Source organism: Paenibacillus sp. MMO-58 (assembly GCF_037146255.1).
Taxonomy (GTDB): Bacteria; Bacillota; Bacilli; order Paenibacillales; family Paenibacillaceae; genus Pristimantibacillus.
The window spans coordinates 1-20,259 of record NZ_JBBCVY010000025.1; the positions used below are offsets into that span (position 1 = coordinate 1).

Here is a 20,259-nt window from a genome sequence, read left to right on the forward strand (position 1 = left end):
TTTCCCAATTAGTAAGACCCCTTGAAGACGACGAGGTTGATAGGTTCGGGGTGGAAGCACAGCAATGTGTGGAGCTGACGAATACTAATCGGTCGAGGGCTTATCCTACAATAACCCACATAGTGAAGTTAAGCGTTGCAGCTTATACTAATTACTTTTGAGGGACTCCGGTGTGATGCCGGAAACCAGCTAATGTTTCGTGTGAATCATATTCAGTTTCTTATGGTGTTTTATGTTTATAGCATAAATAAACACCCACCATGAAGTGGGTTTTTTATTGGGCTTTACCTTTTTTCTTAATGTTCCCTGATAGCTCAGTTGGTAGAGCACTCGACTGTTAATCGAGTTGTCACAGGTTCGAGTCCTGTTCGGGGAGCCATATAGAGAGGTGTCCGAGTGGTCGAAGGAGCACGATTGGAAATCGTGTAGGCTCTAACCGGGTCTCGAGGGTTCGAATCCCTTCCTCTCTGCCATATAACTTTCAATTTGATACGGCCCGTTGGTCAAGGGGTTAAGACACCTCCCTTTCACGGAGGTAACAGGGGTTCGAATCCCCTACGGGTCACCAATTTCATCCCAAAAAGTGAAGTAGCGCTTCGTAGGTTATTCCGATTACTTTTCGGGGACCCCGGGGTTACACAATATGGAGGCTTAGCTCAGCTGGGAGAGCATCTGCCTTACAAGCAGAGGGTCGGGGGTTCGATCCCCTCAGCCTCCACCATATATGTTTTAAAAATGACGCGGGGTGGAGCAGCTCGGTAGCTCGTCGGGCTCATAACCCGAAGGCCGCAGGTTCAAATCCTGCCCCCGCAACCAAAACTTTATCTTCGGTTTTTACCGAGAATTCGATGTGGAGCTGTGGTGTAGAGGCCTAACATGCCTGCCTGTCACGCAGGAGACCGCGGGTTCGAATCCCGTCAGCTCCGCCATTTAATCAAACATCAGGCTCGGTAGCTCAGTTGGTAGAGCAGAGGACTGAAAATCCTCGTGTCGGCGGTTCGAATCCGTCCCGAGCCACCATGTTAGATGGTGGATAATTTAATATGCCGGTGTAGCTCAGTTGGTAGAGCAACTGACTTGTAATCAGTAGGTCGTGGGTTCGACTCCTATCGCCGGCACCATGTTTACGGAGGGTTAGCGAAGTGGCCAAACGCGGGAGACTGTAAATCTCTTCCTAACGGTTCGGTGGTTCGAATCCATCACCCTCCACCATTTTTCATTGAGAGCCATTAGCTCAGTTGGTAGAGCACCTGACTTTTAATCAGGGTGTCGAAGGTTCGAGTCCTTCATGGCTCACTTTACCTTGCTTTTTGCGGTTGTGGTGGAACGGCAGACACGCTATCTTGAGGGGGTAGTGCCCACCGGGCGTATGGGTTCAAGTCCCATCAACCGCACCATATGATTTGAAATTACGGAGCCTTGCTTAGCAAGGCTCTTTTTTGTTTTTTCGAAAAGGATTTTGAGCTGCTGTAGTTAGAATGTAGATACTTCCCCCTAGTAATTTGAAAGCGCTTAATAAATAAAATGGTCAATTTCTGAACAGTTATATCAGTCAAAAATTTGAACATGGAATTAACGATAAATTGAATTGCAGGTATTCTGTCCAGACGGTATAATGCATCATCACCATTTGGCATCGATTACATAATAAAAAGCGAGGGGTAGCATGATCGGTTGGACAAGCTCTACGCAGGTTGGTCAAGAATTACGGATAGAGGCTAGGTTCCGGATATTTGGAGTAATAGATGATTCCGTCTTTCCGGTGGATAAGAGTCAGGTAGGTCCGCAGCCATGAAGTTAATGAAGTGGCTATTCGTCAATCGGAGTATCCGGACAAAAATTGTCTGGAGCAGCGTAATCACGTCTCTCGTACCGATGCTTGTGCTGTCTTATCTCTTTTACGAATCAAGCACGAAATCGTTGGAACGCACGATGTACCGCAGTACCAGTCAGAATGCGCAATATGTGGCTGGCTACTTGAATCAATATTTTCGTGACCTGTCATCTTCAGCCCTGCAGGTGTACGGCTTCCCCCGTGTCATGAATTTGATGGAGCACGGTCGTAACGTGAATGACGAAGATTTCTTTGCTCTTGGCGAGTCGCTGAAGAGCTATTATGCGCTTGTCTCCAATAAGAACAAGGATACCGTCATTAAAGTCATGATCTTTGGCAAGGACAATAAGCTGAAGGACTTTTGGTCGAGAGCAGCCAGTTATGATTCTATCCCTTTTAACGAGAGCATTCCCCATTACGAGGACATGCTCGATTTGCCGTTTCAGAACTCGCTCTCCTTTTCCTACAGGGATTCTTCGTTTAAACAGGATTTTTTCGTATTTGCCATTACGATATATGATCCGTTCTACCATAGTAAAATCGGCACGCTTGTCTTTTACATTCAGATGAAGGAGCTTACTAAAGTGATTGAGGCGAATAACCAGTCTCCGAATGTAATCGTGCTGCGCAACTCTAGGGGCGAGACCTTCTACCATACGAGCGACAAGTACGATGGTATCGTACCTACATTTGATGCACCGGATATACGGCTGAAGAACAAACCGAAGGAGCTTCGATTCGAACAGCGCCAGGATCTGCTTGTCAGTACGTCTTATCTGGATAACGGCAATTCGACGCTGACCATTATCTATCCGAACGAGGAGCTGGCTCGCCATCGCAACAATACGCTTCTAATCGCTATTGGGGCAGTGGTATTTGCCGTAGTGTGTATCTCGCTGCTGTCGCTCTTTGCCCAGCAGTATTTGACAAGGCCGATAAAGCGGCTTGGCCAGGCGATGAAAAAGGTGCGCAACGGCAACTTCCACGTCACGCTGTCACAGCCGTACCGTTATCGGGATGATATATCCGAGCTGACCCGAAGCTTCAACTTCATGACGGAAAAAATACGGGAGCTGATCGAGCAGCGTTACCAGATGCAGCTCCGGAACAAAGAAGCTCAGCTGCTTGCTCTGCAAATGCAGATTAACCCGCATTTTTTGTACAATACGCTGCAAACGATTGGCGGTAAGGCCGTACTGATCGGGGACTATGAAATTCCGGAGATGTGCCGTTCTCTTGGCGACTTGTTCCGTTACAGCTTCTATGAGGGGAATACGGAGTCTACAATCCGGCAGGAGCTGGCGCATGTCGGCAACTATTTGTATATCCAGCAGTTTCGGTTCGAGGAGTCGCTGCGCATGGAATTTGACGTGCCGGAGTCGCTGATGGAAGCCTCCACGATTCGTTTCGTTATGCAGCCGATTATAGAGAATGCGTTCATACACGCACTTGGCGGGCCGGACGACGGGCAGCTGCTCATTCGCGTAAGGGCTGAAACGAACGAAGGGACGATCGTATTGTCCGTCAGCGATAACGGCCCGGGTATAGCCCCAGACAAGCTGGCCGTGCTGCGCAGCGACATGGAGAAGAAGTCGATGGAAGTATTCTCGGGGGTCTCGATTGGGTTAAAAAACGTTCACGAACGAATACGGCTTGCATACGGCGATTCGTATGGCCTCGAATTGGACAGCAAGCTGGGCGAAGGGACGGTTATTCGTATCCGAATTCCATGCAGAAAGCGGGGAGAATCTCATGTTTAAGGTAATGGTCGTTGATGACGAGCCATGGGGGCGCAAATCGGTTGGCAAAATGATTGATGAGCTGCAGCTGGATGTCGAAGTTGTAGCGGAAGCCAGAAACGGTGCGGAAGCGCTGGAGCTCATTCCGGTCAGCAAGCCCCATATCATCGTAACGGATATGAATATGCCGGTCATGAACGGCCAGCAGTTCCTCGAGCAACTGTATCACCGGTACAACCATATTAAGGTTGTCGTAATCAGCGGTCATTCGCAATTCGAATATATGAAGGCGGCCGTTGCTTACCAGGCATGCGAATACGTGCTAAAGCCGGTGTCTCATGCAGACCTGAAGGATGCCATGGTCAAGGCCATACAGGCCAGCCGCAGCCATATGAGCGTCGAGCAGCGCCAGCAATTCGCAAGCGAAATGCGCAAGCTGCGTACCGAGACGTTTCTGCAAAACGTGACGGGACGGCGTATTGTAGGCAGTGCCGACATTGTCTCCCAGGCAGCGGAGCTTCTCACGGGTCCTCCTATAGGCGGCTATAGGCTTGCCGTCTGCATGCTTCGACGATTCCGCGAGCTCGCGGAAACCAAGTTCAACGGCAATGCGGACCTGCTTATGTTCAGTATCGAAAATATGATGAGCGAATTGACGAGCGGCGCGCCGCTTTACGTATTCAAATCGGACGACCGTCAGAGGCTTTGCCTGCTGCTGTCAGAGCCGGCTATGGACAGCGGGACCGTGCGGGAGCTGCTAATGCCCTTCCACGAGATAACGAGTCGTATGCTGCAGTTATATGCGGTCGTTGGACTAAGCGATCCGCGCGACCGTCTGGACCAATTGCCGGAGGCTTTTGAGGAAGCGAGCGAGCGTCTGTACGGCAGCACGCTGCATGGAACCGAATTCTCGGTAATGTCTGCCGGTACGCCTCGGGAGCGTGGCGAGATGCTAGGCGGCTTCGACGCGAAGCTGCTGCAGCAAGCGATCGTCAGCGGACAGGCCGCTTCGGTTCGCAGAATGCTTGGAGAGTTTGCGCGCAAAGCGGAGATGTCGGAATCGTTAACCATTCGGAGTGCCCAGAAGGAGCTGCGCAAGCTTGGCGCTGCCGCCGGAGGCGAGTGGCCGGCTATTGCGGCGGCTAGTCCGCTGCTGTCCGATCAACGCGCGGTCGACAGCGTGATGACGCTCTCCGCGCTTCACGCCTACGTGGCGGAGCTGTCAACGGCTATAGAAGCGCATATACACGCAAGGGCTGCTTCGGATGATGCGGCCAATCCCATGAGCGAGATTGTGGCGTATTTGGACGGGCATTATTTCGAAGATGTCGGCCTGATCGACATGGCAACCCGCTATCATATGGACCCGAGCTACTTGAGCCGGCAATTCAAAGCCGCAACCGGGGAGAACTTCATCGAATATGTAACGCGCAAGCGAATGGAAAAGGCATGCGAGCTGCTTCGCGAATCCGATCACAAGGTTAGCGATATTGCCGAGCTGGTCGGTTACGAGAATCAGAGGTATTTCAGCCAGGTATTCAAGAAATTTACCGGACAGACTCCATCGGAATTCCGGGAGTCGCCGATGCCTGAATCCCAGCCTGCAAAAAATTGAACATCGCATCTCCAATTTATTTTATTCCTGCAGCCGCCGACAATCAGTAAACTGAGCATCAGGACGAACGAGAACGAGGACGCTCGATCCGAGAACATCAGACAAAGGGGATATGGATATGAACAAGAAACTCGGCCTTGGTCTCAGCGTTGCCATGATGACCGCGCTGCTGAGCGCTTGTGGCGGAAATAACGGCAACAATGCGGCAAGCCCGGCTAATACGGCTTCGGCGCCCGCCAACTCGGCAACGGAATCGGCGAGCGCGCCGGCAACGGAAGATACCGAACCGGTTACCATCTCGTTCATGCATTTCAAGAGTGACGCGACGGACGGCATCAACAAAATCGTCGAGCAGTTCGAAGCGGAAAATCCGAATATCAAGGTGGACGTACAGCCGGTCAAGTTCGACGACTACGCTACACTGCTGAAGACAAAGCTCGCCAGCGGCGATATCGTTGACGTATTTACTTTAAACGCCGGAAGTACGACCAAGCTGTACAAGGATGGCGGTTACCTTGAAGACTTAACCGACCAGGAATTTATGAAGACCTTCGATCCGGGCGTGCTCGCCGAGCAAGCAACGGACGGCCGCAACTACATCATGCCGCTGAACGCAGGGCCAATCGCCGTATTTTATAACAAGAAAATTTTCGCCGATCTCGGAATCGAGATTCCTACGACATACGATGCGCTTATCGCGGCTGCGCAGAAAATCAAAGACTCGGGCAAAACACCGTTTGCGCTTGGCTGGAAAGACGGCTGGCCGCTTGGCATGTGGCTGAGCCGCGACTTCCCGAGCAACACGGTGCTTGTTGACAAGCAGACCGACTTCTTCGACAAGCTGGAGAAGGGCGAAGCGAAATTCGCGGACAATCCGGCCACGAAGACGACGATTCAGCATGCGCTCGACATGTTCAAATACGGCAACAAAGACCAGCTTGGCGTTGACTACAACGGAGCGGTCGACATGTTTGCCCGCGAAGAAGCTGCCATGATGTACATGGGCACTTGGCCGCTACCGGACATCGAGAAGAAAAATCCGGAGCTGTTCGCAACCGGGATGGGTTACTTCCCGTATCCGTTCAGCAATGATCCGGCGCTTAACAAGCTGGAGTTCAACCCGGACGCATCAGTAGCGGTGAACAGCAAGTCCGAGCATAAGGAAGCCGCGATGAAATTCCTTGCTTACTTGGCTAGCGTTCCTGCGGCTAACACGTGGGTAGAGAACGTGAAGACGTTGACTTACGTCAAAGGAGCTTCCACGGACATCGCTCCTGCCGTCTCGGATTTGAAGCCTTACTTCGACAACGGCCAGCTGTACAACTCGCAAGTGTATATTACAACAACGATTGACTGGACGACGCAGTTCTCGCAATACGTACAAAAAGTATTTTTCAACAAGGCAACGGCAGACGATATCATTAAGGATCTCGACGATTGGGTTGCCAAAAACCATAAATAATAGAGAACTGGCGACGCGAACGGCATAGGTACAGCTTATGCCGTTCCTTTCGGAAAGGAGAGAAAGCGGATGGAAGGCTTGAAAAAAACGATTCGACGCGAGATGTGGTACGTTCTGTTCCTCGTTCCGGGTGTTCTGTTGTTTACGTTCGCCGTTATCGTTCCTTTTGTCACGGGGATACGTTATTCGTTCACGAACTGGGATGGAATCTCCCGCAAGTTGACTTATATTGGCTGGGACAATTACGTGAATGCGCTCCAAGACGCCGATCTATGGACGGTTCTTGGCAACACGTTCAAATATGCGATCATTCTTACGCTGCTCGTCAATCTTGTTGCGCTCCTGTTCGCGCTGTTGCTCGACAGCTATCTGCCGCTGCGGAATTTGTTCCGCACGATTTTCTTTTTGCCAAGCGTTATTTCGGTCATACTCGCCGGCTTCATCTGGAGCTATAACTACAGCCAAGGATTTCCGAGGCTGCTCGCCCATCTCGGGATGGACGTAACCAGTCCGCTGGGCAATCCCGATCGCGCGCTGTACGGTCTCATCATTATCGCCGTGTGGCAGGGTATTGGCGCGCCGATGATTATCTACATTGCCGGCCTGCAGGGCATTCCAGCCGAGCTGTCGGAAAGCGCGCGCATCGACGGAGCGGGGCCGCTCCGCGTATTTCGCAACGTTACGCTGCCACTGCTTGCGCCGTCGGTGACGATTAACATGCTGCTCGTCCTGACCGGCTCGCTGAAAGTATTCGATCTCGTGCTTGTTACGACAAACGGCGGACCGGGCTTTGCTACCGAGGTGATCTCGACGTTTATTTATAAAAACGCGTTCTCCTCGTTTAAAGCAGGGTACGGCATGGCGCTATCGATGATTTTCTTTGTTATTCTGGTCATCGTAACGGTAGTGCAAGTGACGGTATTCAGAAAGCGGGAGGTGGAGATGTAATGAGAAGCACGCGATTGCTAGTGTTTATTGCCGTTGCGGCGGTTGCCGCCGTGTTTCTGTTTCCGCTCTACGTTGCCGTGCTTATGGCGCTTAAATCGGCGAAGCAGACCTTTGATTCCTTTTACGCGCTGCCGCCGTCCCTGGATCTGGCCAACTTCGTTCATGCCTGGGATACGTCAAAGTACCCGACAGCATTCTTGAACAGCGTAATCATCACCGTTCTTTCCGTACTGCTTATTCTGATCATCTCCGCCTTGAGCGGGTACGCGATTGCGCGCGGCAACAAGCCGCTATACAACTTCTTCTTCCTGTTGTTTCTATCCGGCATGATGGTGCCTTTCCAGGTAACGATGCTTCCCCTTTACCAGCTTGGCAAATCGCTTGATATGCTGAACAATTATTGGGGAATCATCGTGATCTACGGTGGATTTGGCGTCCAGTCCGGGGTTCTGTTCTTTACCGGCTTCGTGCGAGGTATTTCGCGGGAGATTGAAGAGGCGGCCCGCATTGACGGCTGCTCTACGCCGGGGATTTTCATCCGTATCGTTATGCCGCTGCTTAAGCCCGTGACCGCGACGGTGCTTGTCCTTAACGCACTCTATATATGGAACGACTTCTTGCTGCCGTTATTGTATCTGCAAAGCAAAGACTTCCGGACGATCCCGCTGCAGCAGTATTTCTTCTTCGGGCAGTACAGCAGCGACTTGAACCTTGCGTTTGCCTATGCGGTGATGGGGCTTATCCCGATTATCGTCTTCTTCCTGTTCATGCAGCGTTTCATTATCAAAGGGATTGCGGCCGGGGCAATCAAAGGCTGAGGCGCAATCGTAACCGAATACCGGCTAAGCAAAAAAGCGGACATCGATCGCACAAATAATTGGATTATTTTGGTCGGGCGACTGTCGTACAATGGGTGGCGAGAGCAGGGTTGTCTGCTCATCACCACTCATTAGGAGGGAAAATAATGAGAAAGAATGGCATGAAGGTTGTGCTGCTTCTCTCGCTGCTCCTGTCGGTATTGCTGCCTGTCGGCACCCGTACGACGTATGCGGCACCCGTGTCGATCTCTCAGACGGGCAATGTTGTAACCGCTACCAACGGGACGATTACCGTTGCGTACGACCTGTCGACGGGCAAAGGCACGTTTAAGGAAGGCAGCACAACACTCATCAGCGATTTTTACTCGGACTATGCGATCAGCGGAAGCCCGACCAGGTATAAGTCGACCGATTCGGCGATTCGGACCGCAAGCTGGACGACAACCGGTACCGACGGTTATGGCACAAGCGGCAAGCTGCTGACGATTACGAATGCGCTTGCGTCGGGATCCACGATAACGCTGCGCATCACCATGTACGAGAACCGATCCTATATCCTCTCGGATATGACGGTCAGCAAAGGAACATCGCAGACGATCGACTTCCTTGAGCCAATCGCGGCCAATAATCTCGACATCGGCTCAGGCAGCGATAAGCGCATTTATACAACTCCTTATACGAACAACTACGATTTTGGCGTAGCGCCGGTCAACGATTTCGGCAACAGCCAGAACGGCGACGACCGTCCGTACGGTGCAGGTGAGACTTGGTCGGCGTTCAACGGCAAGAGCTACTGGGTTGCGGCCATGTTCGACAATGCAAGCAAGAAGGGCGTCGTCGCCGGTGCGGCTACGACAAAGACGTGGAAGAGCATGCAATACCTGGCCCCGGCCAGCACGGCAAACGGTCCGCTTACCGGGTTTTCGATATACAACGCGGGCGGGAAAAAGAGCGGTACGTCCGTGGCGAGCGATAAGTTTTTCCTTGGTTATTTCACGGACTACCGTGACGGACTGGAGACGTTTGGCCAAGCTTACGCCGTTGGCGAGCCAAAGCTGAATTGGACCGGCGACGTGCCGATCGGCTTCAACACATGGTACGCGTATTACACTTACGGTACGGCGGATGCGATGCTTCCGACAACGGATTACTTCTACACCCATCTGAAGTCGCTTGGCTACAATTACATGAATCTCGACTGCTGCTACAAGGGCGTGCCTAGCAAGACGCCGGTGCAGAATCTGAAGGACTTCGCCGATTACGTGCATAGCAAAGGGATGAAGGCCGGCACATACTCCGCTCCGTTTGCTATCTTTGATCCTCTGACGGATACGGTGCCAACGACGTCGTATACGTTTGGCGACATTGCGCTCAAGGATGCTTCCGGCAACCCGATCAAGTCGTACATCAATACGTATATCGTAGATGCGACGCATCCCGGCGGCCAAGCCTACTTGCGGTGGATCATGCAGACGCAGCATATCGATCCGGGCTTTGATTACGTGAAACTTGATTTTATCGATCTTGGCATGTATGAAGGCAGCTTCTACGATTCCACGAAAAACGGGATGGAAGCCTACCGGATCGGCATGCAGATCATGCGCGATACCTTGCTTGCGGCTCCGCAGGACATCTACATCAACGAGTCGATAGCGCCGCTGCTGCCATCGGGCTATGCGCATGGACGCAGGACGGGCGTCGATACAACAATCGGACTGGAATCGTATCCCGGCATCGAACGTCAGGCGCTTAACACGGCGGCTTCCTGGTGGACGAACGGTACGTTGTATTCGTACAACGACCCCGATATGCTGTTCCCGGAAAGCGTGATTGACGGCTTTAATAAAGTTACGCTGAACGAAGGAACGCTGCTCTCCACGGCAATTATTATGGGCGGCGGACATCTTCTTATCGGCGACAACGTGCCGTTTATATCGGAGGATCGGATGAAGACGCTGTTCAACTCCGATCTGCTTAGTTTGGTGAAGGCGGGCAAGGCGGCCCGGCCGGTGTCGATGACGAACTTTTATCATAAGCTCGAGCATCCTCCGACTGCGATTTATTTGACTGCGGCCAATGGCGACAAATACGTCGGACTGTCCAACTGGGATATGAACAATTCGCAGTCCGCATCCGTAGCGTTCAGCGATCTCGGCCTTAGCTCAAGCACAACCTATACGCTGACCGAGCTATACAGCAAGACGAAGCTTGGCGCATACTCCGGCAGCTACAGCCGCACGCTGAAGCCGGGTGAATCGATTATCGTACGTATCTCCACGCAATCCAGCACATGGCCTACGGCTGCAACGAATCTCGCTTCCGGCAAGGCCGCGACCGCTTCGTCAACCTGGTCTGCCCAAGCCGGCTTTGAGGCTTCCAAAGTAACGGACGGCAGCCAAGCGACAAGGTGGAGCGGGGAGAACGGCACGGCCAACAACCAGTGGATCGAGGTTGACTTTGGTTCCAGCACAAGCGTTAACCGGGTTGTTGTGAACGAGTACGCCTACGGCAGCCAGAACTTCCAGATCGATACGTACGCCCTGCAATATTGGAACGGCTCGAGCTACGTGAACCTGACGAAAGGCTTTACGATTGGCGACCGGCGTATCTTCGACTTCCCGACCGTCAACACGTCCAAAATTAGGCTGTATATCAACAAGGCCAGGTTTATCCCGTCTATTAATGAAATCGAAGCTTACAATGTGAGCGGCAATACGGGCTACGTTATCGATCAGGACAACAGCAACGCCTCGTACTCCGCGTACTCGGATATTCGTGCGGGGATTCAAAGGATGCAGACGTTTACGTTAACCCAATCGAGCCTGCCAAGGCTGGATGTCTACTTGTACGAAAGCTATGTAAACAAAGTACCGGAGGATAACTACTATCTGGATATCGTTCAGCTCGACGCCAACAACAATCCGGTGCAAAAGCTGTTCAGCGCTTCGCTTAATCCGAACAATATTCCGGGGGCGGCGACGCCGTACGCGGTATATCCGCGCCTGACGGGACTGGACACCACGAAGAAGTACGGACTAATCTTACGCTCTCCGCAGACGCTTGACGACAACTCGACAAACAACAAGTATGGGTTCGCTTATAGCGACAGTAATCCGTATGCCGGCGGGCTCGAGCGGCTGTCGACGAACGGGGGCGCTACTTGGACAACCGAGAACGGCGGCAATCGCGATTTGATCTTTACGATCTATAAATAACAGAGGGGATTTAACCCATAAAAGGGGCCCCCGCTGACAGGCAATACGGCTGTCGCGGGGGGCCTTTTTGCCGTTAGAGGGGAGCGCAAAACCTATGAAAAATAACTGTTGCATAACCCGGAATGATGGGATATAATCTTCATTACGCGTTAAGAAAAATGCGGTCATGGCGGAATTGGCAGACGCGCTAGATTCAGGTTCTAGTGTCAGCAATGACGTGGAGGTTCGAGTCCTCTTGACCGCACCATACGCGGAAGTGGCTCAGCGGTAGAGCATCGCCTTGCCAAGGCGAGGGTCGCGGGTTCGATTCCCGTCTTCCGCTCCACGGGATGTAGCTCAGCTTGGTAGAGCACCTGGTTTGGGACCAGGGGGTCGCATGTTCAAATCGTGTCATCCCGACCATTTAAAGTATATTGCGGGCGCAACAAGCCCACTGCATATAGAAAGCCCCTTCATCTATTCAGATAAAGGGGCTTTTTCGTATTTGGATATAATCCCCTATTGCAGCTTTCCTCCGCGTCAGGCAGGATAAACTCATAAAGCATCGAATATTGTCTTGTCCCATACTTGTTGTGAGGTGATGGAGGTGCAAGGCAAACGCTTTTTTAAGTCACCACCCGGAACGGTTTATAAGAAATCCGGCATCTTGTCCATGCTGCGTAACCGGTTTTTATTCTCCTCTCTTCGCAAACGCATCATGGTGTTACTGACGATCGGCTTTGTAGGCTGTGCGATTCTGATGGCCTCCGTCTCCTACAATGCGATCTACACGATGCAGCACGATAAAATCAAAACCTCTATGGCATTTGATCTGTACCAGCAAACGACCAAGCAGAACCAAATGTACAATAATCTGCTCCAGGTTACCCAGCAGATGACGCCGGAAGGCACGGTTGGCCATCTTATGGAGACGTACGTCTCCACCGCGGACATTTATAGTCAACGTCTTCTCTCACGCGATATCTCCTATAACATTGGTTTAATTACGTTCTCGAACCCGGCTATGCAGCTGGTGATGTACTATAACGATGCAAGCGGACAAGCCGCTTTAACGAATTTGCCGGTGCGCGCGGACTTTAAGCTTGAATCCTTGCCGGATGTTGCCGGTATGGGGGAGCTGAGATACCAGTCCCCGCATAAATCCTTATGCCGCTTCAGCGATGATCTCGTGGTTTCCGTCACCCGGGAAGTTACCTTTTCGGACGGAACCAAGCTTGTTGTCTACGTGGAAGCCAAGACCGATATTCCGACGGATATGAGCTCGGTTACCGAAAGTTTGAACATGCCGTACACGCTTGTATTCACGAATTCCGAAGGCAATGTAACCTACAGCAGCAACGGGAACGCGTTTGAAGCGGGCCAGCATCTTGAGCTGAAGGGCCAATCGGGCACGACGGACGAGTATGTCTGGAACCGGATGACCGGCGATTACGGCTATGACATCACGATGCTTCTCCCCGTCTCTTATTACAACCATGAGCTTTACACGTGGAAAAATCATATGTATTGGATTCTCGCCATCGCCCTTCTGATGATGTTTATGCTTACGCTTGTGCTGCGGAGGCTCATTAACCGACCGTTCCGGTTGATCGAGAAGGAGATGCGGACGTTTGGCAAAGGGTACATGGGCACTACGCAGTACCATACGGGAATCGACGAGTTCGACCGGATTTTCGACCAGTTCAACATTATGAAGCGGCAGATTCAGCAGCTCATCATGGACGTGGAGCAGAAGGAGAAGCGCCGGCATCAGCTGGAGATCGAAAAGCTTGCCTACCAGATCAACCCGCATTTCTTGATGAATACGCTGAATTCGGTGCGCTGGCTGGCCGTTATGCACAAGCAGGAAGAAATCGAGAAGTTTATCTCCTCGCTTATTATTCTGCTGAACTACAATCTGGGTAAATCCGAGGAAAAAGCGACCTTCCGATCAGAAATTCAGGTCATGAGAACCTATCTCGAGCTGCAGCAGATGCGGCATGATTTTGAAGTGAAGCTGGATATTGCCGAAGGGACTTATCTGGACAGCCCGGTAGCAAGGTTCATCCTGCAGCCTATCGTGGAAAATGCCGTCTGTCACGGACTCGATGACAACGGTATGCTGGAAATCAGCGTTGTGCCGGACGAGGTGACGCAGATGGTTCGCATTATGATCCGCGACGATGGCAAGGGGCTCAGCCAGGAGACGTTGGCCCTGCTGCAGCGCGACACGCCGGACCAGCAGCAGACGGGCTGGGGGATTGGACTCCGGTACGTCCGCTCCATGCTGGAATCCTCTTATGGCCACAAAGCCCGCATGGGTATAGATAGCACGCCAAATCAGGGCACGACGGTTACGTTAACCCTTCCTTTTCTTGAACAACGAAAGGAGAGAGCCATGTGATTCGTGTATTAATCGTTGACGATGATAAGCTTGCGCGCAAAGGCTTTATTTCCATTATGCCTTGGTCCAATCATGACATGGTTGTCGTTGGAGAGGCGGCGAACGGCGCGAAGGCGCTTGAGTTCATGGAGCAGCATGAGGTGGATCTCATGTTTGTCGATCTGTCGATGCCCGTCATGTCGGGAATGGAGCTGCTTCAGGTGACGCGTCAGCGATTCCCGAGCCTTCGTTCCGTTATCCTATCGTTTCATGAGGAATTCGAAAATGTGCAGACCGCTTACCGCATGGGCGTGCTCGACTATATATCCAAGGTGCGTCTGGAATCGGAGGATGACGAGCAAATTTTAAAAAGAATTCAGCAGCAGATGACAGGAGCGGCAATGCAGCAAGCGTCCGGCCAGCCTCCGGCGGCCCTGAATGCGGCTCCCGAACCCGGGCAAAACGGCCGTACGCAAGAGGAGGAGGGCTGGAGCGGGCTGGAGCAGGAATGGCGCTCTAACTACTGGCTTTATAATGAATCAGTCTTTCAGCGTCTATGCAAGCAGACGGCGCAAACCAAGGTGTCCTTCCGCCGCTTGGAAGGGCTGTTTATGCGGGTGTTGTCTCAGCTCGAGACCGATCTTGGGCTTCCTGCGGAGCTTGGCTCCGATGCGGCTGATGTCCGCTCGGCGGTCGAATGGATGCGCGATTTCAGGAATCGCGTATATGCGCAGGTGGCGGCAACTACCGATTTTACCAATACAACAACAAGTATTCTGAAGGCGGTGCTGTTCATTCGTGAACAGGCCTCGGGCACGCTGCATGCCGAGGACGTCGCCGATCACGTTCACATGAGCAGAAGCTATTTCAGCCAATGCTTCAAGAGGCTGACAGGCTCGACGTTTAACGACTATTTGAAGCAGGAGCGGATCCGGTCCGCGGAACGCCTGCTGTGCGAGACGAATCAGTCCATCGCGTGGGTTGCTCATGCCGTAGGCTACAACGACTCCAAATATTTCTCCCAGCTGTTCTATGAGCAGACCCGTCTCCTGCCATCCGAGTTCCGCGCGCAATTCATTGGGGGGAAGATTGATTACAATTGATCGAACAAATATCTACCCCCGTTTCCGGATTGAACACAAAACAGGGCACATCCGTCCGACTTTTTTTAAGCGCTTTCATTGTACAATGGGTAAGCAAGGAACGACGAAGAGTTTTAGGAGGGGTTAGATGAAAAGGAATATGGCACTAATGCTTTCTGCTGCATTGCTAGGTGTAAGCTTGACAGCATGTTCTTCTTCCAATGATTCATCAAACAACAATGTGAAAGCGTCTTCAAGCCCAGAGGCAAGTTCTAATGCAAGCAGCTCCGAGAGTCCCGCATTGTCCGGGGATGACCTCGCCTTCTCCAAATTCCCAAAGCCTGTTGACGTTCACATCGGCATGGTGGTGGACCCAACGGACAAAACGCTGCCGGAAGGCGACAGCGTAAGCAACAACCAATACACGCGTTACTTGAAAGACAAGTACAACATCAACGTCATCGTGGATTGGACCGCCGCTACCGGTAACGACTTCAAGCAGAAGGTCAGCCTGACGATCGCATCAGGCAAGCTGCCTGACGGCATGGTGGTCGACGACCGCTCCTTCATGACGAAAGCGGCCAGCTCGGGACTGCTGTACGATATTGGCGATCTTTTTGATCAATATGCGTCCAAACAGGTTAAAGATATTATGGCAAGTACCGAAGGACGCGCCCTGGAAAACGCCAGCTACAAAGGCAAAATGGTGTCGCTCCCGAACATTACGGTAGACACCGACGGCGTGCACGTGATGTGGATCCGCAAGGACTGGCTCGATAAGCTGAGTCTGCCGGTGCCGAAGACGATTGCCGATCTCGAGAAAACGGCTAAAGCGTTTATGGATAACAAGCTGGGCGGGGACAAAACCATCGGTATTGCCGGCCCTTCCAAAAATACATTCCCTTATTCCACTTTCCTCGTATCTTCCAACAATATGGCTGGATTCGACCCGATCTTCGGCGCGATGGATGCTTATCCGGGCTACTGGCTCGACAATGGCGACGGTACGGTGTCGTACGGAACAACGTCGGAGAATACGAAGAAAACGTTGGCCTTGCTGGCTGACTGGTACAAAAAAGGACTTATCGATCCTGAAGTGGGCACTCGCGATAACACGGGGGATCCGATCAATGCCAACCAAACGGGCATTTTCTTCGGACCTTGGTGGAACGGCGGCTACGGCAATGGCGACTCCTTCAAGAACGATCCTACGGCGAACTGGCAGGCTTACCCTGTCTACTCCGATGACGGCAAATGGAATACGCATATGAAAACGACGGGCAGCACTTACACCATTATCAGCAAAAATGCCAAGCCGGACGTCGTTAAGGCCATTCTGATCATGAACAATGCCCTTGTGCGCGATGAAGCGACCTTTGACTTGTCCGTTGCCGTAGGCTGGTATCCGCTCCGCAACGTAATGGCCGCGGCCAACGAGACGGAATACGAGTACACCGAGCTGATGAAAGTTCTGAAGGGCGAGGCAGAACCAGAGGATTATAACGTACCGAACAGCTTGTACAAACTGATGTATGCGGATGCGAAAAAAGTAAGAGATGTCGTGAAGCCTCCGTATGACGAGCTTGGCGTCAGCAATTTCAGCACGGCCAACTTCGGCGACTTCCAGCGTTTGTATTCGCTCTTGATTGGCGATCGTCCGTTTGCTACCACTCCAATCGACAAGAAGGTCTACAGCGTCACTTACAACCAGACGCCAACGATGGAGACCAAATGGGCCAACCTCAAGAAGATGGAAGATGAGACCGTTCTGAAAATCATCCTTGGCCAGCAGCCGATCGACTCCTTCGATAAGTTCGTGAAGGATTGGAAGGCGCAAGGCGGAGACGAAATCACGGCGGAAGTTGCAGAACTCTTGAAGAAATAATGATGGGTAAAGCTTGCGGAAGGCGCCTTGCGTTTCGGTCCTTTTCGCAAGCTTTATATCCTGATAGAGGGACGGGAGGTTTGCCGTTATGAGGAAATTAGGCCATCAGAAGCATTATTATTTGATGCTGCTGCCGGGTATGGTCTGGCTTGTCATGTTCAGTATTGTGCCTATGTTCGGGATTCTGATGGCATTTCAGAATTATAATCCGGGAATGGGTTTGTTTAAATCCGAATGGGTCGGGCTTGAAAACTTCAAGTATATGTTCCAGCTGAATGACAGCAAGACGGTTATTACGAATACGTTCATTATCGCTATCGGCAAAATCGTGATGAATTTGATTGTTCCCCTTGTCTTTGCCATTCTTCTCAATGAACTTCGCAATCTGCGCTTCAAGAAGCTGGTGCAGACGGTCGTTTACCTGCCGCACTTTCTGTCGTGGGTTATCATGTCCACGATTGTCATTGGAATCTTCGGCTATTATGGCGTTGTAAATACAATTATCGGTTATTTCGGTGTGGATCCGAAGCTGTTTATGGCGGATTCGAGCATATTCCGGCAGCTGATTATCGGTACGGACGTATGGAAGGAATTCGGTTACAACGCCATCATCTATTTGGCGGCACTGACAGGCGTCAATCCCAATCTGTACGAAGCGGCCGCGATTGACGGGGCCAACCGCTGGCAGCTCATCCGCAATGTTACGCTGCCTGCGCTGACGACAACGGTAGTCCTGCTTGGCGTACTCAGTCTCGGCAACGTGCTGAACGCCGGCTTCGATCAGGTATACAACCTGTATAACCCGCTTGTGTATTCGACGGGAGATATTCTGGATACCTGGGTATACCGGCTAGGCTTGCAAAATCTTCAGTTCTCGCTGGCGACGGCGGCTGGGTTATTCAAGTCGGTCATTAGTTTCGTGCTGATCTATGTATCCTATCGACTGGCATATCGTTATGCCGATTACACGATATTCTAAGAGGAGGACGCTGCTATGGTCAGAAATACAACGTTAGGTTCGCGGGCGTTTGATATCGCCAATATTGTCCTCCTCGCTCTCCTGCTCATTAGCTGCGTATATCCTCTGTGGTACACGTTTTGTGTATCGATTTCCGAGAAATCAGCGGCTAATGCGGGCCTGGTGACGATATATCCAATCGGATTTTCCTTGACGCCTTATAAAGAAATTATCAATGACAGCATGTTTTTTAACGCATTTTGGATCTCCATCCAGCGTACTGTGCTTGGCACGTCGTTCTCCTTGCTCGTAACGGTATTAATGGCTTATCCGCTGGCAAGGCCCAAGAAAGATTTCAAAACGCGCAATATGTTCATGTGGCTTCTTGTCTTCTGCATGTTGTTTAACGGCGGATTAATCCCTTGGTATCTGACCATTCAAAACTATCACCTGATCGATACGATCTGGGCGTTGGTGTTAGGCGCGGGAGTACCGGTATTCGATGTTATCCTGATCATGAACTTCTTCCGCAATCTGCCGAAGGAGCTGAATGAGGCGGCTGTCGTTGACGGTGCCGGTCCATGGTCTGTCTTGTTCCGGGTCTATATCCCTTGCTCGATTCCGGTGCTTGCTGCCGTAGCGCTCTTTATCAGCGTATACCACTGGAATGAGTTCTTTAACGGCTTGGTGCTGAGTAACACGCAATCGAGCTATCCGCTTCAGACCTATATCCAGCAGCTTGTCGTCAACATTCCGGTGGGCACCAACCTGACGCCGGAGCAGTACAAGAAGCTCTCGGAGCTGTCCAACCGGACGCTTAACTCGGCTAAAGTATTTATCGCCATGGTGCCGATGCTGGTCGTTTATCCATTCCTGCAAAAATACTTCGTATCCGGCATCATGCTGGGCGCCGTGAAGGAGTAACAAGACGAGAACCACATCCTGCCGGGATGTGGTTCTTTAATTTTTTTGCCAACGGTGATTGGAAAAGACAGCCCGGTACGCCGATAGTTGAGCACTGAGCACGACCAGGTAGATGGGAATGGAGTAGAGGATGTAGTATCCGTGTTTGTAGTGGAATACGCCACACTTGACTCCAAGCCATTCGAATAGGAGAGCGATGGCTGCCCACACCAGGATATATCCGATGGTTATGATTCCCGATATTCGGAAACGCTCAAACCCATAGATATACAAGTATCCGTAAGGGGCGTACATTAGATACGAGATGAAATCGAAAAACTCATAGCTTGAATTGTCGCCAACATCGTACAAATCAAATGGAGGTATTGCAATCGTATGGTCAAAAATAAGCCCTAACGTGACGCTTATAAGCATATAAGAAATGGTCTGCAAAGGAGACATCGTTCGCGGCAGCAGCCGATAGACGGTGAAGCCTACCGTCATCAGAGCGATAACATACAACTCGTTAGCATTGAAATGCTGGTCATAAACGACTGATTCCATTATCGAATCCATCCTTCTTTTGAAGCCATCCACTGAAAGATCTTTCCGCATAGCAAGGTATACGCCATGACTAGGAGAATCATCAGGGACTCATTAAGGTAATTCCATTCTTTATAAATAAGAACCTGATTCCGACTCAGTTCCCAACCGAGCAACAACTGTACGCCAAAGGCGTAGACGACGATGCAGGTCCGTACGCTCGTTTTTGACGATAAGAGAAAAACATTTGCAAAAGCGATCAGGATAAAGGTTATGGTGAAGTCATTATGCAGAATCAAAGCGATAAAATGCGGGATATTCTGATTGATTTGGAATAGCTTAAGGTTGTGGCCGCTAATGGTCAGCTTGTTCGTGAGCACGACTTCAATGGCCATAAATAAAAGGAGGTTGACCGCAAGCGGCAGCTTAAGGCGCAGATTCATCAGCACTTGAATACAGAACCATGCGTATAAAATAAAAATAACAATGACCAACGGGGACCCTCCTTCCGTATCCAATCCAGTCTGAGGGTAGATTTCCCTTTGTATGTTAAAGATATCCTTTGTTCTGATTAATACAGGCAAAAGAAAAACCACATCCATAAGGGTGTGGTTTATTTTTTGATATGCCCCTCCGGTAGTTATCAAGTAAAAATAGCCGGTTATCATTATAGCATAATTCAAGAACTGGATTATTTTTCAAGGAAATTGGCGAAAAGCCTCGAATTATAGAATAACTATTAAAGGAGGCGAACGTTACTGAAGATATTCAAAGGTATATTTGTCATAGCTCTAAGCATTGCGGCGGGGTCCTCTTTCTTTTTTCTGCTGCTTGGTTTTATTTTTCAATTACCATCTGACGGATTCCTGGGACCGGGTAATCCGGTGGCTTCGGG

13 protein-coding genes, 14 tRNA genes and 1 rRNA gene are annotated in these 20,259 nt (G+C 51.1%); 26 read left to right on the forward strand and 2 right to left on the reverse strand.

The window, feature by feature from the left end:
- The 26 genes from WFJ73_RS32690 to WFJ73_RS32815 all read left to right on the forward strand — a co-directional run.
- Positions 1–108 (forward strand): 23S ribosomal RNA (locus WFJ73_RS32690); the annotation flags it as partial.
- Positions 109–303: 195 nt separating this feature from the next.
- Positions 304–379: transfer RNA gene (locus tag WFJ73_RS32695), tRNA-Asn, on the forward strand.
- 3 nt (positions 380–382) lie between these two features.
- Positions 383–473 (forward strand) — tRNA-Ser (locus WFJ73_RS32700).
- 20 nt (positions 474–493) lie between these two features.
- Positions 494–568, forward strand: a tRNA-Glu gene (locus WFJ73_RS32705).
- A gap of 77 nt (positions 569–645) precedes the next feature.
- Positions 646–721 (forward strand) — tRNA-Val (locus tag WFJ73_RS32710).
- Between the two features lie 18 nt (positions 722–739).
- A tRNA-Met gene (locus tag WFJ73_RS32715) sits at positions 740–816 on the forward strand.
- Positions 817–852: 36 nt separating this feature from the next.
- Positions 853–929: transfer RNA gene (locus WFJ73_RS32720), tRNA-Asp, on the forward strand.
- Positions 930–944: 15 nt separating this feature from the next.
- A tRNA-Phe gene (locus WFJ73_RS32725) sits at positions 945–1,020 on the forward strand.
- Positions 1,021–1,045: 25 nt separating this feature from the next.
- Positions 1,046–1,121 (forward strand) — tRNA-Thr (locus WFJ73_RS32730).
- Between the two features lie 7 nt (positions 1,122–1,128).
- Positions 1,129–1,212 (forward strand) — tRNA-Tyr (locus WFJ73_RS32735).
- An 11-nt stretch (positions 1,213–1,223) separates the two neighbouring features.
- A tRNA-Lys gene (locus tag WFJ73_RS32740) sits at positions 1,224–1,296 on the forward strand.
- A gap of 16 nt (positions 1,297–1,312) precedes the next feature.
- Positions 1,313–1,397, forward strand: a tRNA-Leu gene (locus tag WFJ73_RS32745).
- Positions 1,398–1,791: 394 nt separating this feature from the next.
- A complete protein-coding gene (locus WFJ73_RS32750; RefSeq protein WP_336776929.1) occupies positions 1,792–3,594 on the forward strand; it encodes a sensor histidine kinase in 1,803 nt (600 codons plus the stop codon).
- The gene (locus WFJ73_RS32755) at positions 3,587–5,188 is read left to right on the forward strand and encodes a response regulator transcription factor (protein WP_336776930.1); all 1,602 of its coding nucleotides are present in this window, start codon (positions 3,587–3,589) and stop codon (positions 5,186–5,188) included. Before WFJ73_RS32750 ends, WFJ73_RS32755 begins: the two co-directional genes overlap by 8 nt.
- A 118-nt stretch (positions 5,189–5,306) precedes the next feature.
- Positions 5,307–6,650, forward strand: a complete 1,344-nt coding sequence (locus WFJ73_RS32760; protein ID WP_336776931.1) for an ABC transporter substrate-binding protein — start codon at positions 5,307–5,309, stop codon at positions 6,648–6,650.
- 69 nt (positions 6,651–6,719) lie between these two features.
- Complete coding sequence (locus WFJ73_RS32765) at positions 6,720–7,598, forward strand: carbohydrate ABC transporter permease (RefSeq protein ID WP_336776932.1); 879 nt, start codon at positions 6,720–6,722, stop codon at positions 7,596–7,598.
- Positions 7,598–8,416, forward strand: a complete 819-nt coding sequence (locus WFJ73_RS32770) for a carbohydrate ABC transporter permease (RefSeq protein WP_336776933.1) — start codon at positions 7,598–7,600, stop codon at positions 8,414–8,416. The genes WFJ73_RS32765 and WFJ73_RS32770 overlap by 1 nt, the downstream gene beginning before the upstream one ends.
- Before the next feature lie 146 nt (positions 8,417–8,562).
- Positions 8,563–11,631, forward strand: a complete 3,069-nt coding sequence (locus tag WFJ73_RS32775; RefSeq protein ID WP_336776934.1) for a discoidin domain-containing protein — start codon at positions 8,563–8,565, stop codon at positions 11,629–11,631.
- Positions 11,632–11,791: 160 nt separating this feature from the next.
- A tRNA-Leu gene (locus tag WFJ73_RS32780) sits at positions 11,792–11,878 on the forward strand.
- A gap of 3 nt (positions 11,879–11,881) precedes the next feature.
- Positions 11,882–11,956, forward strand: a tRNA-Gly gene (locus WFJ73_RS32785).
- Positions 11,957–12,033, forward strand: a tRNA-Pro gene (locus WFJ73_RS32790).
- A 184-nt stretch (positions 12,034–12,217) separates the two neighbouring features.
- Entirely contained in the window at positions 12,218–14,014 is a 1,797-nt protein-coding gene (locus tag WFJ73_RS32795; protein WP_336776935.1) for a sensor histidine kinase, read from the forward strand.
- Entirely contained in the window at positions 14,011–15,096 is a 1,086-nt protein-coding gene (locus tag WFJ73_RS32800) for a response regulator transcription factor (protein WP_336776936.1), read from the forward strand. The genes WFJ73_RS32795 and WFJ73_RS32800 overlap by 4 nt, the downstream gene beginning before the upstream one ends.
- Before the next feature lie 127 nt (positions 15,097–15,223).
- On the forward strand, positions 15,224–16,960 hold the full coding sequence (locus tag WFJ73_RS32805) for an extracellular solute-binding protein (RefSeq protein WP_336776937.1): 1,737 nt from the start codon (positions 15,224–15,226) through the stop codon (positions 16,958–16,960).
- 88 nt (positions 16,961–17,048) lie between these two features.
- Positions 17,049–17,939, forward strand: coding sequence for an ABC transporter permease (locus tag WFJ73_RS32810; protein ID WP_336776938.1), 891 nt, complete (start codon positions 17,049–17,051; stop codon positions 17,937–17,939).
- Positions 17,940–17,954: 15 nt separating this feature from the next.
- A complete protein-coding gene (locus WFJ73_RS32815; protein ID WP_336776939.1) occupies positions 17,955–18,842 on the forward strand; it encodes a carbohydrate ABC transporter permease in 888 nt (295 codons plus the stop codon).
- A gap of 36 nt (positions 18,843–18,878) precedes the next feature.
- Here WFJ73_RS32815 and WFJ73_RS32820 read toward each other — a convergent pair whose 3' ends face one another.
- Together WFJ73_RS32820 and WFJ73_RS32825 are read right to left on the reverse strand one after the other, a co-directional pair.
- On the reverse strand, positions 18,879–19,385 hold the full coding sequence (locus tag WFJ73_RS32820) for a hypothetical protein (RefSeq protein ID WP_336776940.1): 507 nt from the start codon (positions 19,383–19,385) through the stop codon (positions 18,879–18,881).
- Positions 19,385–19,858, reverse strand: coding sequence for a hypothetical protein (locus WFJ73_RS32825; RefSeq protein WP_336776941.1), 474 nt, complete (start codon positions 19,856–19,858; stop codon positions 19,385–19,387). Before WFJ73_RS32825 ends, WFJ73_RS32820 begins: the two co-directional genes overlap by 1 nt.
- Positions 19,859–20,259 lie beyond the last annotated feature (401 nt).